Origin of the sequence: Streptomyces sp. G7(2002) (genome assembly GCF_028870195.1) — a bacterium.
Classification (GTDB): Bacteria; Actinomycetota; Actinomycetes; order Streptomycetales; family Streptomycetaceae; genus Streptomyces; species Streptomyces nigrescens.
Window position 1 is genome coordinate 3,986,106 of sequence record NZ_CP102609.1, and the last position, 15,280, is coordinate 4,001,385.

The following is a 15,280-nucleotide window of genomic DNA, read 5'->3' on the forward strand; positions in this document are numbered from 1 at the left end:
AAGGGCGCGGGGACGAGCGGGCAAGGGCTGAAGCTGCTCGCAGTGACCGCCTGCCCGACCGGTATCGCCCACACGTACATGGCCGCGGAGAAGCTGGCCCAGGCGGCCCGGTCCCTCGGGCACGAGATCAAGGTGGAGACGCAGGGCTCCATCGGGGCTGAGAATCTACTGTCTGACAACGATGTCAGGGACGCGGACGCCGTCATCATCGCCGCGGACAAGGACGTCGACCGCAGTCGGTTCGTCGGCAAGAGGGTCCTGGCGGTCGGGGTAGCCGAGGGCATTCGCCACCCCGAGCAGCTGATAGAGCGGGTGCGGAGCGCGCCGGTGTACGGGGGCGCGGAAGGTGCCAATGCAGGGGCCGGGGCCGGTACGGGGGCCGGCGCGGCTCCGGCTTCCGGGGGTGCCGGGGGCGGCAAGGAGCGCAGCGTCGGGTACAAGGCGCTGATGAACGGCGTCAGCTACATGATTCCGTTCGTGGTGGTCGGCGGGCTGCTGATCGCGATCTCGCTGGCGCTGGGCGGGCATCCGCAGGCCGACGGCGGCCTGGTGATTCCCGACGGTTCGTTCTGGAAGCACGTCAATGACATCGGCGTCATCGGCTTCACGCTGATGGTGCCGATCCTGTCCGGCTATATCGCGTATGCGATCGGCGACCGGCCCGCGCTGGTGCCGGGCATGATCGGCGGCTGGATCGCCAACACCGGCTCGCTGTACGACTCCAAGGCCGGTGCGGGCTTCATCGGTGCGATCATCACCGGTTTCCTGGCCGGGTATCTGGTGCAGTGGATCAAGAAGGTCGAAGTTCCCAAGTTCGCCCGGCCGATCATGCCGATCATCGTGATCCCGATCGTGGCGACGACGGCGCTCGGGCTGTTCTTCATCTACGTGATCGGCCGGCCCATCTCCTGGGTGTTCACCCATCTCACCGGCTGGCTCGGCGGGATGACCGGGTCCAGCGCGATTCTGCTCGGCGCCCTCCTCGGTCTCATGATCGCGTTCGATATGGGCGGTCCGGTCAACAAGACCGCGTTCCTGTTCGGTGCGGGACTGATCGCGTCCGGCAACCAGACCCTGATGGGCATGTGTGCCGCGGCGATCCCGGTGATGCCGCTCGGCCAGGGGCTGGCCACGCTGGTCCGTCGCCGCCTGTACTCCGAGCAGGAGCGGGAGACGGGCATGGCGGCGCTGTTCATGGGGCTCTTCGGGATCTCGGAGGGCGCGATTCCGTTCGCCGCGGCACGGCCCGCGCAGGTCATACCGGCGAACATGCTCGGTGGCGCGGTGGCCGGCGCCCTCGCGGGGATGACCGGGGTGACGGACGCGGTGCCGCACGGCGGGCCGATCGTGGCGGTGCTGGGCGCGGTCGGCGGGGTGCCGGCGTTCTTCCTCGCCGTAGTGGCCGGCTCGGTGGTCACGGCGCTGACGACGGTGATGCTGGTGGATGTGGCGGAGCGGCGGAAGGGCGGCGGGGTGCCGGCGGCTGCTGGTGCCGATGTGGGGGCTGATGCGGGTGCTGATGTCGCCGCCGGGGGCTCGCCGGCTGCCGCTGGTGCGGAGCCGATGGTGGCTGGGGTCGGCGTGGGCGTGGGCGCGGGAGCCGTTGGTGGTGGCGGCGTGGCGTCCCGTACGGCCGCGGAGGCGGTGTCCGTTCCTCCGGCGGCGGGTTCCGTTACGTCGGCGGAGGGTTCCGTTCCGGCAGTGGCCGGTTCCGTTACGTCAGGGGCGGGTTCCGTTCCCGCGCACGCCTCCGCTTCGGCTCATGAGGCGGATGGCTCGGCCGCTGACACCGCGGTCACCGGTGGCAACGATGTCAGCAGCGACGGCACCGAACGCGATGACGTTCCCGACGTCGAGGTGCTCTCCGGCTACCTCACCGAGCGCACCATCAAGACGCAGCTCGTCGCCGACGAGAAGGAGGCGGCGATCCGCGAGATGGCCGAGCTGGTGGCCGGCACCGGCAAGGTGGCGGACGTCGACGAGCTGGTCCGGGTGGCGCTGGCCCGTGAAGCGCAGGGCACGACCGGGCTCGGTGAGGAGATCGCCATTCCGCACGCCAAGACGGACGCGGTGACGGCTCCGGTCGTCGGCTTCGCACGGTCGGCGGACGGTATCGACTGGGGTTCGCTCGACGGCACACGCGCCAGGCTGGTCTTCCTGATCTCGGTGCCGGAGGCGGCGGCCGGTGATGAGCATCTGCGGATCCTGGCGCTGCTGTCGCGGAAGCTGATGGACGCGGACTTCCGGGCGCGGTTGCAGGGCGCGGAGGACGAGGCGGCGGTTCTGCGCGTTCTCGGGGAGATCCAGTAGGGCGGGGGCGAACGCATCCCGTAGGGGAGGCGCGGGCCCCCTGCGGAGCCACAACGTGGTGGGGCCGGGGAGGTATTCCCATGGCCAGGGACGGACTCCGATGGCCGGGGGCCGACTCCCGTGGCCAGGGAGGATTCGCATGGCTGGGGCGGGCTTCCATGGCCGGAGGCGGACCCCCACGGCCGGGGACGACTCCCGTGGCTGGGGAGGGCTCCCACGGCCGGGGACGGGCTCCCATGGCCGGAGGCGGACCCCCACGGCCGGGGACGACTCCCGTGGCTGGGGAGGGCTCCCACGGCCGGGGACGGGCTCCCATGGCCGGAGGCGGACCCCCACGGCCGGGGACGACCCCCACGGCCGGAGGCGGACCCCCACGGCCGGGGACGACCCCCACGGCCGGAGGCGGACCCCCACGGCCGGGGACGACCCCCACGGCCGGAGGCGGACCCCCACGGCCAGGGACGACCCCCACGGCCGGAGCCGGACTCCCACGGCCGGAGGCTCACCCCCACGGCCAGGGAGGACTCCCACGGCGGGGCCGTCTTCCCGCAGCCGGGCTGCATTCCCGCAGCCCGGGCGGTATTGCCACGGCCGGGGCGGCAGTCCCGTGACCGGGGCAGCATCCCCGTGGCTCGCAGTGTGATCGACGGGCTGGGGTGGGCCAAGAGGATTGGCGTCGTACGTGGCAAGGCCCCCGCGCTCCTGAGGAGTGCGGGGGCCTTGCCGCGTTCTGGGGCCGGGGGCCTGCGGGGCTCAGCCCGTCAGCCGCCCGCGTCTGCCGCCCCCGTCAGTCGCCCCGGTTCACTCCCCGCCCGGTGTCTTCGACGGGTCGGTGCCGGCGGCGGCCGCCTTCTCGTCGTAGATGTCCGGCTCCAGGTAGATGACGCGGGCGATCGGTACGGCCTCGCGGATGCGGGCCTCGGCGGCGTTGATGGCGTCCGCGATCTCGGTGGCGGTGCCGTCGTGCTGGACCGCGATCTTGGCGGCGACCAGCAGCTCGTCGGGGCCGAGGTGGAGCGTGCGCATGTGGATGACGCGGGTGACGACCTGACCGTCGACGACCGCGGCGCGGATCTTGGCGATCTGCTCGGGACCGGCCGCCTCGCCCAGCAGCAGCGACTTGGTCTCCGCGGCCAGGACCAGGGCGATCAGCACCAGCAGCGCGCCGATGCACATGGTGCCGATGCCGTCCCAGATGCCGTCGCCGGTGGCGATGGTCAGGCCGACGCCGCCCAGCGCGAGGACCAGTCCGACCAGTGCGCCGAAGTCCTCCAGCAGCACGACCGGCAGCTCGGGGGCCTTGGCGCGGCGGACGAACTGGGCCCAGGTCTGCTTGCCGCGCAGCTCGTTGGACTCCTTGATGGCCGTACGGAAGGAGAAGCTCTCGGCGATGATCGCGAAGACCAGGACGCCGACCGGCCAGTACCAGTTGTCCAGCTCGTGCGGGTCGTGGATCTTCTCGTAGCCCTCGTAGAGGGCGAAGACGCCGCCAATGGTGAACAGGACGATGGAGACCAGGAAGCCGTAGATGTAGCGCTCGCGGCCGTAGCCGAAGGGGTGCTCGGCGGTGGCCGCGCGCTTGGCCTTCTTGCCGCCGAGGAGCAGCAGGCCCTGGTTGCCGGAGTCCGCGATGGAGTGCACGCCTTCCGCCAGCATCGAGGACGAGCCGCTGAAGGCGAAGGCCACGAACTTCGCTGCGGCAATCGCCAGGTTGGCGCCCAGCGCCGCAACGATCGCCTTTGTCCCGCCTGATGCGCTCATAGGTGCCGCATATCCCTTCCGTCGTCCGGGCTTTACCGCCCCTTTAATGCTGTGCGGCGGTCATTGTTGCAGCCCGGTCCCGGGCCGGCGCCAGGAGGCCACCTGGCGGACGGTTTTCCGGCCGCCGACGCGGGCCTCCCGGGTTCCGCCTGCGCCGCCGACGCAGGTCTCCCGGGCTCCGCCTGCGCCGCCGACGCGGGCCTCCCGGGTTCCGTGCGTGCCGCCGGACGTGCAGCGCCGGGGGCTATGCCACGACTGTCGCGCGGAACAGCGTGCCGTCTCCGGAGAGGGCGATCCGTTCGCCGGCCGGGACGAACACGGACTCACCGGGGGCCAGGGTCAGCCCGGCCTCGGACTCGTCATCGGCGTCCCGCAGCTGGACGGTGCCCGCCGTGCACAGCAGGATCTGCGGCGTACGGGAGGCGAGCGGGTGCGGGGCGGCGCCGGGGGCGAGCGCGAAGCGGGAGAGCCGGAACTCGTCGATGGGGGTCTCGTAGACCTCCTCGCCGTCGACGTCCTCGGGGCGCAGCACGCCCGCGTCACCGGCCTCGAAGCGGACCACCTTCAGCAGCTCCGGTACGTCCACGTGCTTGGGGGTCAGACCGCAGCGCAGCACATTGTCGGAGTTGGCCATCAGCTCGACACCGAGCCCGCTGAGGTAGGCGTGCGGGATGCCGGCGCCGAGGAACAGCGCCTCGCCGGGCTGGAGCCGGACGTGGTTGAGCAGCATGGCGGCGAGGACGCCGGGGTCGCCCGGGTAGTGGTGGGCGAGGACCGCGTAGGCGGCGTAGGCGTCGGCGTGCGGTCCGCCCTTGGCCGCCAGCTGGTCGGCGGCGACGGCGGTGCGCTCGACGGTCCCGGCGATCGCGTGGTGTTCGGCGCTCAGTACGGCGGTGAGCACCTCGCGCAGCGCGTCCTCCTCGGGGGTGGCGCGCAGGATGTCGACGTAGGGCTTGAGGTCGTCGACGCCCAGGCCCTCCAGGAGGTCTGCGGCCCGGTCCGGGTGCCGGAAGCCGCACAGACCGTCGAAGGGGGTGAGCGCGACGATCAGCTCGGGCTTGTGGTTGGCGTCCTTGTAGTTGCGGTGGCCGGCGTCGATCGGGACGCCGCGCCGCTCCTCGTCGGCGAAGCCCTCCTCGGCCTGCGCCCGGTCGGGGTGGACCTGGAGGGAGAGCGGCGAGCCGGCCGCGAGCAGCTTGAGCAGGAAGGGCAGCCGGGGGCCGAAGGCGCGTACGGCATCGGCGCCCAGTTCGGCCTCGGGGGCGGCGTCGATCACCTCGGCCAGGGAGACGGGGCCGGCGCCGCGGTCGATGCGGGAGGGGGCGCCGGGGTGGGCGCCCATCCACATCTCGGCCTGGGGTTCGCCGGTGGGCGTGGTGCCCAGGAGCTCCGGGAGGGCGGTGGTCGAGCCCCACGCGTAGGGGCGCACGGTATTGGCGAGGCGGTCCATGGGGCGGCTGCTTCCTGACAGTGGTACGTGCTGCGGGGTGCTGCTACGGGCCTGCGGGTGCGGGCCGGCCGTCAAAGATCACTCGGTCCCGGCGAGCGCCAGGTAAACGGCGGCGAAATCCACGATGGCGAGTAGCTCAGCGGCCTTCTCCAGATCGCTGCCGGTGTCGGCTTCCAGCTCGCTGAGGGCGGTGTCGCGCTCCTCGGCGAGCGCCTGGGCGGCGCGGGTGGCGGACAGCGGGCCCGGCTCCTCCTCGCGCAGCAGCACGACCCTGGCGTGCAGCGCGGCGGGCTGCTCGACCCGGTCGCGGAAGAAGTCGTCCGGGTCGGCGCCGGCGGCCAGGGCGCCGGCCAGCAGGGTGCGGTGGGTGGCGAGCGCCTCGGGCAGCTCGGCGGCGAGCGCGGGGCGGCCGGCCAGCCCGGCCAGCTCGGTGGCGAAGTGCCGGCCGACGGCGCCGGCGATGGTGCCTTCGGTCCAGATCAGCGGGAGCGCGTCGGCGAGGTCGGCGGCCAGTGTCTTGCCGGGGTTGGTGTACGTCGGGATGGCCGGGCCGCAGCGTTCGGCGAGCTGGTCGAGGCGGTCGGCGAGCTTGCCCAGGGCCTCCGGCGGGGCGCTGAGCAGGCCGATCCGGTCGGCGAGCGACAGCAGCGGGATGAGCACCGACCAGAGGGTGCCGGGGGCGGCGGGCGGGGCGCCCTCGACGTCGAATTCGGCGTCGTAGGGGGTGGTCGCCAGCGGGACGGCGAGGCCGCGGGCCTGGGTGACGGCGTCGGCGAGCGGGCCGCCGGCCGGGGTGACGGCGACGACGGCGCAGCCGCGGCGGGAGGCCTGCTCGACCAGCTCGGCGAGGCCGGGGTCGGCGGCGTCCGGGCCGGGGAGCAGCAGCAGGTCCAGGGGGCCGGCCCAGCCGGGAAGTGCCCAGCGCAGGGCGCCGGGCAGCGGGGCGACGCCGGTGGGCTGGAGGTGGGTGACGGGGCAGCTGCCGCCGCCGAGCGCCCTGAGGAGGTCGGCCACTCCGGCCGCGGCGGGGCCGGGGCCGGCGACGAGTACGGCGCGCGGCCGCCCGTCGGGGGTCAGCTCGGGGATGCCGGACTCGGCGGCGCTGCGGGCCGCGGTACGGACCCGGGCGCCGGATTCGGCGACGCCGCGCAGCAGGCCGAAGCGGTCGGCTCCGGCCAGCGCGTCAGGGGTGTCGAGGAGTGACTCGTCGAGCATGGTGGGCGCGGCCTCCGAATCGCCGGGACGGGCGGGGGTGTGCCAGGCGGTGCCGGGCGGACCCGGCGGAGCCCGGTCAGGCGGGGCGGCGAGCCTCGTCGACGAGGAGTACGGGGATGCCGTCCCGGACGGGGTAGGCGAGGCCGCAGTCGCCGGAGGTGCAGAGCAGCTCGGGGTCGGAAGCGGGACCCGAGGAGTCTCCGGTCCGGTCCTGGAGCGGGGCATGGCACGCCGGGCAGGCAAGGATCTGGATCAAGCTGGCTTCGACCGGCATGGAGGCTGCTCCTTCGGGGCGGTTGCGGCTTGGCCAGCGTACCGCCGGACGGGGTGCGGGGGCTTGCTCGGCGGGGTTTCGGGGTGGTGCACGGGGGTGCGGGCGGCAGGGATGCCGCTGCCGCCCGCCCCCCGGCGACGTGCTCCGGTTTCCCGCACGGTGCTGGCGCGGCGGGGTGCCGGGACTCAGCCGCGGATGATCGCCAGGGCCTCGTCGCGGACCCGGTCGGCGGTGGCGGTGTCGCGGGCCTCGACGTTGAGCCGGAGCAGCGGCTCGGTGTTGGAGGCGCGGACGTTGAACCACCAGTTGTCGGCGGTGACGGTCAGTCCGTCCAGCTCGTCGAGGGTGACGCCGTCGCGGCTCTCGTAGGCGGCCTTGATCGCGGCGAGCCGGCCGGTCTGGTCGTCGACGGTGCTGTTGATCTCGCCGGAGGCCGCGTACCGGTCGTACTGCGCGACCAGCTGGGAGAGCGGGCCCTGCTGGCCGCCGAGGGCCGCCAGGACGTGCATCGCGGCGAGCATGCCGGTGTCGGCGTTCCAGAAGTCGCGGAAGTAGTAGTGCGCGGAGTGCTCGCCGCCGAAGATGGCGCCGGTGGTGGCCATCTCCTCCTTGATGAAGGAGTGCCCGACGCGGGTGCGGACGGGGTTGCCGCCGTTCTCCCTGACGACCTCCGGCACCGACCAGGAGGTGATCAGGTTGTGGATGACGGTGCCGCCGGGGTGCTTGGCCAGTTCGCGGGCGGCGACCAGTGCGGTGATCGCGGACGGGGAGACCGGGTCGCCGTTCTCGTCGACGACGAAGCAGCGGTCGGCGTCGCCGTCGAAGGCGAGGCCGAGGTCCGCGCCGGTCTCGCGTACCCGTGCCTGGAGGTCGACGATGTTCTTGGGATCCAGCGGGTTGGCCTCGTGGTTCGGGAACGAGCCGTCCAACTCGAAGTACATCGCGTCCAGTTCGAGCGGCAGTCCCTCGAAGACGGTCGGGACGGTGTGGCCGCCCATGCCGTTGCCCGCGTCCACCACGACCTTCAGCGGGCGGATGCCGCTGAGGTCCACCAGGCCGCGCAGGTGGGCGGCGTAGTCGCCCAGGACGTCGCGCCGCGTGACGGTGCCGGGTTCGGCGACCGGTTCGGGGGCGCCCTCGTCCGACCACCGCTCGACCAGCGCGCGGATGTCGGCGAGGCCGGTGTCCTGGCCGACCGGGGCGGCGCCGGCCCGGCACATCTTGATGCCGTTGTACTGGGCCGGGTTGTGCGAGGCGGTGAACATGGCGCCGGGCAGGCCCAGGGAGCCGCTGGCGAAGTACAGCTCGTCGGTCGAGCAGAGACCGATCTCCGTGACGTCCGCGCCGCGGGCCGCCGCGCCGCGCGCGAAGGCGCCGGACAGGCCGGGCGAGGAGGGCCGCATGTCGTGTCCGATCACGATCGCGTCCGCGGCGGTGACCTCGGCGAAGGCCGCCCCGAACAACTCGGCCAGGGGTTCGTCCCACTGGGTGGGGACCACGCCGCGTACGTCATACGCCTTCACGATCTGCGACAGATCAGTCACAGCCAGCCCTCCTGGAGAGTCTCTATGTAACTCCCAACCTACCGGGCGGCCCTGTGCGGTGGCCGGGTATCCCCGCGCGGGGGCACCGTGGCTCCGATACGGCGGGCGGGTGCGGTGACGGGCGGCCGGGAGTCGGCCCGCGCCGTTCAGGAATCGGGTGAGCGCAGTACCCGGAGATGGCCGCGGCGGGCGACCTCCATGGGGTGGGTGTCGCGGTCGCCGGGGGCGTGCGTGCCGCCGGCGGCGCGTTCCTGGGGGCGGGCCGCCTCGCGTACGGCGTTCGCCAGGGCTTCGAGGTCGTCGCCGCTGGGGCGGGGCGGGCCGGAGTCGAGGGCGAGGCGGACGACCTCCCAGCCGCGGGGCGCGGTCAGCCGCTCGGAGTGCTCGGCGCACAGGTCGTAGCAGTGCGGTTCGGCGTAGGTGGCGAGCGGTCCGAGCACGGCGGTCGAATCCGCATAGACGTACGTCAGCGTTGCGACGGCGGGGCGGCCGCACGCAGTGCGCGAACAGCGACGTACAGGGCTCACGACGTTGGACGGTACCGCACTCTTGAGCGGGCCGCGACGACTCTCCCCCGGCTCACCCAACCGTGTCGTCCCGCTTCGTCCGATGCGTCTGACCTGCACCCGCTCGACCTGACCTGGACCGGCCGGGCCGGGACGGACCGCGTGCGGCGCGGAATCCCGTCACGACTCGATGCATTTCCTGCCATTCCGGCGTCGATCTGCGATCTCATACAGGGATGCAAACGAACACAACGCGGACAGGTACGGTCAGCCGGCGACATGCCACGTCTTGTCGCGCTCCCCGGTGTCCGGGGGTCCCTGACGGCTACGCTCGATGCTGATGGACAGGCCTGTACCTCCCCGACCGCCGGAGCCGCGGCTCCGCCGCCGCGACCGCCACGGCCGCGGCATGCGCGGCCCGATCGCGCCGCCGCAGGTGCCGCTGTCGGTGACCCGCGCCGAGGCTTTCGTGGATCTCGTGTATGACTCCCGGGACCGGCTGGAGCGGCGCTGGCCGCAGCTCTCCCAGGTCGACTTCCTGGTTCTGGAGGTGCCCGGTTTTGGCCCGGACGACGGGCCGGACGCGACCGAGGACGCGGAGACCGTGCCGCTGGGGCGGATGCTGCCGGCCGCGGGGGGATATCGCGACCGGATCGTGATCTACCGGCGGCCGGTGGAGATCCGTACCAAGGGCCGCGACGAGCGGGCGATGCTGGTCCACGAGGTGGTCGTCGAGCAGGTCGCCGAACTCCTGGGGCTGGCCCCGGAGTCGGTGGACCCGCGCTACGGCCAGGAGTGAGGCCGCCGCGCGGGTCCGTGCGCGGGTCCGCGGTCAGTTCGTGAGGACCGACAGATCCTGCCCCGCGGTCGGGACGAGGACCGAGCCGCGGTCGTCGGGCAGCGGCTGGACGGTGAACGCGGGCAGCCCTCCCTGGGGGCGGGCGAGCATACGGGCCGCGTAGACGGGACCACTGCCGGGCTCCGGCTCCACCGTCAGGGCGTAGGTCCCCTTCAGGCCCGACGGGCGGGGCGGCTCGGCGTCGAGGCTGGTGCCGCCCTTGACCGTGTACGTCTTGGTGACCGGGGTGCCGCCGCCGCTGCCGGCCGACGCGGTGACCTTCACCTTGGCGTCCTTGCCCTTCTCGGGCGCGACCAGCGAGAGGGTGCTGCCCCGGTCGCGGTTGTCGGCGGCGGTGGCGCGCTTCTCGACCGGCCGGGTCGCGGGGATGAACGCCATCTCCTGCTTGGCGCCCTTGCCGCGGGTGACCCGCAGCGCGGCCGTGACCGGGGCCTTGGAGTCCTTGTCGGAGGGCGTGAGCACCAGCGAGCCGGCCTCGCCCTTGGTGAGGTCCTTGAGATCCACGGCGGTGGTCATCCCGCTCTTGAGGTGCAGGGTCTCCAGCCCGGCGGGCGTGATCAGCCCGGTCGGGGTGGCCAGTTGGACCTTCAGATCGGCGTCGGACTCACCGGGGGCGAGGGCGACCAGCCGCACCGAGGTGGCGTCCTTCGGGATGCCGGGCAGCACCACGCTCGACGACGGATCGGCCGCGGGCGGCAGCCAGTCGCTGCCGAGCTTGCTGTCGCTCGCCTGGACGGCGGCGCCGACCCGGCCCTCGCGCGCGACGACATGCAGCGAGGCGTTGGTGGTCGGGCTGCTGGTCAGGGTGGAGAGCAGCACCGGGACCGTGGCGTGCGGCGGTACGGAGATGTCCTCGCCCACCGAACCCGCCAACGACCCGTCCTTGCCGCGGAGTTCGAGATCGACGACGGCCGGGGTCGCGTCGGGGTTGGTGAGGTGGACATAGTCCTGGCGGTCCGTGGCGGTGCTGACACCGGGGAACCAGAACGTGGTGTCGGGGGTGGTGCAGCTCAGCCCGAGAAGGCCGCGGCCCGCACCGGCGGCGACGGAGGTGGTCTGCTGCACGGTCCAGCCGGGCGCGAGCGTGCCGTCGGCGGCGCCCACGAGGGCGGGGGCGTCGGGGCTGTCGGTGGTCGCGGTGACCGGCTTGCCGGCCTCCTGGAGGGGCACGACGGGCTTGGTGTCGCGGGGGGCGACGGTCTGCCCGGCGGCGGAGTCCGCAGCGCCCTTGTCCTTGCCCTTCTTGCCCTTGCCGCCGGCACCGCCGCCGGCGTCCCGCACGGTCCCGGCGGGCCGCAGCTCGGCGGTGCCCTTCTTGCCGTCCGCGCCGGCCGCGGCGCCCTTGGGGGCGAAGGCGGTGTAGGCGGTCTCGCCGACCTCGGAGGAGGTCGGGGCCGGGCAGAGCAGCGCGGAGCGCTGGACGGGCAGCCGGCTGCTGCCGCGGGGGGCGTCCGGGTCGCCGGTGTCCGGGGCGGCCACGGCGGCGACGCCGGTGACCGCGGCCAGCGCGACGGCCACGCCGATCAGGGACATCATGGTGCGCTTCACTGCTGGTCGCTCCCGTCACGGCGCGGCTCGGGATAGGAGCCGGAGTACCCCGGGTACTCGGTGCCGTCGTCGTAGGGCTGCTGGTGCTGCGGCCCGCCGTCGCCGTACTGCTGCTGCCCGTAGCCGTACGGGTCGTAGGCGCCCGCCTGGTAGGGATCCGCGTACGGGTCGGTGGCCTGGTAGGGATCGGCCGGCGGGTACGGCTGGCCGTACTGGCCCGCCTGGTACGGGTCGGCGGGTGCGTAGGGCTGCTGTCCGGCGGGGTGGCCCGGCGGCACGGTCCCGTCCGGGGCGGCCTGCTGGGCGGCCTGCCACTCCTCGTAGGACGGCTGTTGCGGCACCGCGGCATACGGGTCGCCCGGAGCGGTGGGGGCGCCCCCCTGGACCGCGTCCGGGGCGGGTGCCGGTGCGGACATCGGGTCGGCTGCCGGGTCGGCCGGCTGCTCGCCCCCTCGCGCCGCGGGGATACCGGACCCGGCGCCCTCGGGGGCTCCGGCCGCCTCGGCCTGGGCCCGCAGGCGGCGCGCCCGGCGGCCGTCGCCGGACACCGCGGCGGCCTGCGCGGCGGCCGCGTCCTCCGGCAGGTCGTCGTCGATCTCCCGGCGGCGGCCCGGCAGCGCCAGCACCACCAGGGTGACCGCGAGCAGGCCCTGCGCCCACAGCCAGAGGGTGTGGCCGAGGGGGTTCTCATGGGTGAGGTCGAGCGTGCCGCCCTCCGCGGGGAGCGCGAAGCCCTGGGCCCAGCCGTCGACGGTCACCGGCTTGAGCGGGGTGCCGTTGAGGGTGGCCTGCCAGCCCTCGTCGGCGGCGTCCGCGAGGCGCAGCACCCGGCCGGAGTCGCCGCCGGTCACCTTGGTGTGCGCCTCGACGGGGCCGGACGGGACGGCGACGGGTGCGGCGGCCTCGCCCGCGCTGGTGCCGTCCTTGGCCTCGCCCGGGACGATCGAGACCCGCGAGACCCGCCGGTCGACGCGCCACAGGGCGCTGCCGTCGTCCTGGCTGAGCCGGGTCAGGCCCGGGGTCGCGTCCAGCACCCGGCCCATTTCGCGCGGTGCCCCGTCCCTGACCAGGACGTAGCGGACCGCATAGCCGCCGAGCTGGTTGGTCTGGTCGGCGCCGGAGCCGGCCACGAGGTGGGCGACGATGCCGGCGAGCCGCTTGTCCTCGCCCGCCGAGGCGGCCAGGTCGGCGTCACCGAGCCGGGCGCCGGAGCCGCGGACGAGGGTGTAGTCGACATGGCCGGGCGAGCCGTCGAGGACCAGGGTGCGGGCCCGGTCGGCGGTGCCGGACTCCTCGGCGACGAACGCCGGGACCTGCTCCGGGTTGCGCCGCTCCAGCGGACCGGCCGCGCCGGTGATCATCCAGCTGGCCGCGGCGTAGAGCGGGGCGAGCACGGACGCCAGCGCGATCAGCACGGCGACCGGCTGCTTCCAGCCGAAGCCGAGGGTGGCCATCCGGGTGCGGATGCCCTCGGCGCCGATCGCCGCGGCACACAGCAGCGCCAGGCCGTAGACCAGCATCGCGGGCCCGGTCCAGCCGGAGCCGTTGCCCAGCGCGGCGAGCAGCAGCCCGGCCAGCGCCACCACCCACGCGGTGCGGATCGCGCGCTGCCGCTCGTCGCGCAGCGTCGCGCCGAGCGCGGCCAGCACGATGCCGAAGAGCAGCACCCCGCCGGCGGCCTTGGGCCCGCCGGGGCTGAGCCCGATGAGGTCGAGCACGGAGGCGGAACCGGCGCCGTAGTCGAGCCCGGCCTCCTGGAAGAAGGCGGAGGGCCGGCTCAGCAACGTCAGCGACCAGGGCGCGAGCACCACGAACGGCACCACGGCCACGACCAGGAAGCGCAGCCCGTAGGCGAGCATCTGGTCGCGGCTGCCATCCAGGAAGCGCAGCACCAGCAGACCGATGCCGAGCAGCACCGCGATCGGCCAGACGACCGGGGTGAAGGCCATGGTGAAGGTGATCAGCAGGGTGTACGCCCAGGTGGCGCGCCAGCTGGGCCGGGTGCCGGCCGGCAGCCGCAGTCCGGCGGCGGCGATCGCGGCCCGTGCCATCAGGGGCAGCAGGACGGCGAGCACCGCGGTGCCCAGCCGGCCGCCCGCCAGTGCGCCGGCGGCCGCGGGCAGGAAGGCGTACGCGATGCTCCCCCAGGCGCGCAGCAGCCGGGAGGCGACCAGCGGGCGGGAGGCGAAGTAGGCGGTGAGTCCGGCCAGCGGGACGGAGCAGACCAGCAGCAGGGTGACGGCGAAGCCGGTGCTGCCGAAGAAGATGCTCGACACCAGGGCGACGATCGCCAGGTAGGGCGGCGCGGAGGCGCTGCCGCCGACGCCGACCGCATGCCAGCTGTCGAGGTAGGCCGACCACAGGTCGGACACGCTGCCGGGCGCGGGCAGCATCGCACCGCCGGTCAGCGCGCCGGAGCCGAGCAGTCCGCGGCAGGCGACCAGTGAGACCAGCAGCAGGAGGAGGAAGAGCACCGGGGCCGGTTTGCGGGCGATCCGCTTGAGCCGGGCGAACTGCTCGATCTCCAGGAATTCGGCGTCGTCGCCGCCGGGCCCGGACTCGACCGCGCCGTGCCGGCCGGCCGAGGCCACATCCGGTGCGGCCCGCCCGGCGAGGTTGCCGGCGACCTGCTCGACGGTGGCCCGGACGGTGGCGCCGGGGGGCGGGAAGAGCGGCCGCAGCTCGCTCGCGTCGACCGCGGGCCGGCCTCTCCGTTTCCGCGCGGCGAGGATCTTGCCGGGCCGCAGCAGCGTGCCGAAGAGTCCGGCGAGTTCGTCCAGCGCCTGGCCCGGGACCTTGCCGACGAGGTAGGCGAGCACCCGCAGGAAGGTGCCGATCAGCAGCCGCAGCAGGACGTACGGAAGGGTCGCGCCGCGGGTGTTGGTGAGCAGGGTGTAGACGGCGCCGGCCTTGTCGACGCGGTGCGGGTTGGCGACCGAGCGGCCGACGCAGTCGATGGGGCGGCGTTCGCGGGCGGAGGCCTCGGCGTGCCGCAGGATGGCTTCCGGCGCGATCAGGACCTGGTGCCCGGCGGCCTGGGCGCGCCAGCACAGGTCGACGTCGTCGCGCATCAGGGGCAGCCGGCGGTCGAAGCCGCCCAACTCCTCGTAGACGTCACGGCGGATGAGCATGCCGGCGGTGGAGACGGACAGCACCGGACGGACCTGGTCGTGCTGGCCCTGGTCCTGTTCGCGGCGGTCCAGGCCGGTCCAACGGCGGCCGCTGCGGGCGATGCTGACCCCGGCTTCGAGCAGCTGCCGGCGGTCGTACCAGCTGCGCAGCTTGGCGCCGACGATGACGGTGGAGGGGCTGGCGTCGGCGACCCGCAGCAGCTCGGCGAGCGCGTCCGGCTCGGGCGCGCAGTCGTCGTGCAGCAGCCACAGCCACTGGACCGGATCGCCGTGCGGCAACTCCGGCATCTCGTAGGCCTCGTCGCGCCAGGTGCGGGTGACCGGGTCCCAGCCGCTGGGCCGGCGCAGATACGGCAGATCGTCGGGGGTGAGCACGGGGGCCGTGCGGACGGCTTCGTCGACGGCGGTGCCGAATCCGGAGCGGCGGGCGAGGTGCAGCACCCGCTGGTCCCCGATGGCCTCGGCGAGCAGCTGGGCGGAGTTGTCCGCGCTGCCGGTGTCGGCGCCGATGACGTTCTGCACCGGGCGCTCCTGGCCGAGCAGGCCGGTGAGCGCGTCGGGCAGCCAGCGGGCACCGTCATGGGAGACGATCACGGCGGTGACGACGTGCCGCGGGAACTCTGGGGTGGCGGCTGCATGTGAGGCGGCCTGGGCCGCCGACTGGCTGTGCACGGACATCGAG

10 protein-coding genes are annotated in these 15,280 nt (G+C 74.0%); 2 read left to right on the forward strand and 8 right to left on the reverse strand.

Annotated elements, in window-relative coordinates:
• The first annotated feature begins 42 nt into the window (after positions 1-42).
• Positions 43-2,310, forward strand: coding sequence for a fructose-specific PTS transporter subunit EIIC (locus NUT86_RS16465; RefSeq protein ID WP_446750824.1), 2,268 nt, complete (start codon positions 43-45; stop codon positions 2,308-2,310).
• Positions 2,311-3,111: 801 nt separating this feature from the next.
• On the opposite strand, the gene NUT86_RS16470 is transcribed toward NUT86_RS16465, so the two are convergent.
• The 6 genes from NUT86_RS16470 to NUT86_RS16495 form a co-directional block, all read right to left on the reverse strand.
• On the reverse strand, positions 3,112-4,071 hold the full coding sequence (locus tag NUT86_RS16470) for a cation diffusion facilitator family transporter (RefSeq protein ID WP_018087064.1): 960 nt from the start codon (positions 4,069-4,071) through the stop codon (positions 3,112-3,114).
• A gap of 244 nt (positions 4,072-4,315) precedes the next feature.
• Entirely contained in the window at positions 4,316-5,521 is a 1,206-nt protein-coding gene (gene manA, locus NUT86_RS16475) for a mannose-6-phosphate isomerase, class I (protein ID WP_274736006.1), read from the reverse strand.
• Positions 5,522-5,599: 78 nt separating this feature from the next.
• The gene (locus NUT86_RS16480) at positions 5,600-6,736 is read right to left on the reverse strand and encodes an SIS domain-containing protein (protein ID WP_093646198.1); all 1,137 of its coding nucleotides are present in this window, start codon (positions 6,734-6,736) and stop codon (positions 5,600-5,602) included.
• Positions 6,737-6,812: 76 nt separating this feature from the next.
• Positions 6,813-7,010 carry a Trm112 family protein gene (locus tag NUT86_RS16485; RefSeq protein WP_018087067.1) on the reverse strand — a complete coding sequence of 66 codons (198 nt, stop codon included), beginning with the start codon at positions 7,008-7,010 and terminating at the stop codon, positions 6,813-6,815.
• 185 nt (positions 7,011-7,195) lie between these two features.
• Positions 7,196-8,554: a phosphomannomutase/phosphoglucomutase gene (locus NUT86_RS16490; protein WP_018087068.1), complete on the reverse strand. Its 1,359-nt coding sequence runs from the start codon at positions 8,552-8,554 to the stop codon at positions 7,196-7,198.
• Between the two features lie 146 nt (positions 8,555-8,700).
• The gene (locus tag NUT86_RS16495) at positions 8,701-9,141 is read right to left on the reverse strand and encodes a DUF3499 domain-containing protein (RefSeq protein WP_078518461.1); all 441 of its coding nucleotides are present in this window, start codon (positions 9,139-9,141) and stop codon (positions 8,701-8,703) included.
• A 259-nt stretch (positions 9,142-9,400) separates the two neighbouring features.
• Here NUT86_RS16495 and NUT86_RS16500 point away from each other — a divergent pair, with 259 nt between their 5' ends.
• On the forward strand, positions 9,401-9,859 hold the full coding sequence (locus tag NUT86_RS16500) for a metallopeptidase family protein (protein ID WP_174857644.1): 459 nt from the start codon (positions 9,401-9,403) through the stop codon (positions 9,857-9,859).
• Positions 9,860-9,892: 33 nt separating this feature from the next.
• Here the strand turns inward: NUT86_RS16500 and NUT86_RS16505 are convergent, their stop codons facing one another.
• Both NUT86_RS16505 and NUT86_RS16510 read right to left on the reverse strand, forming a co-directional pair.
• Positions 9,893-11,467 carry a DUF5719 family protein gene (locus NUT86_RS16505; protein WP_274736012.1) on the reverse strand — a complete coding sequence of 525 codons (1,575 nt, stop codon included), beginning with the start codon at positions 11,465-11,467 and terminating at the stop codon, positions 9,893-9,895.
• Positions 11,464-15,276, reverse strand: coding sequence for a glycosyltransferase (locus tag NUT86_RS16510; RefSeq protein ID WP_274736013.1), 3,813 nt, complete (start codon positions 15,274-15,276; stop codon positions 11,464-11,466). Before NUT86_RS16510 ends, NUT86_RS16505 begins: the two co-directional genes overlap by 4 nt.
• Positions 15,277-15,280: the final 4 nt, after the last annotated feature.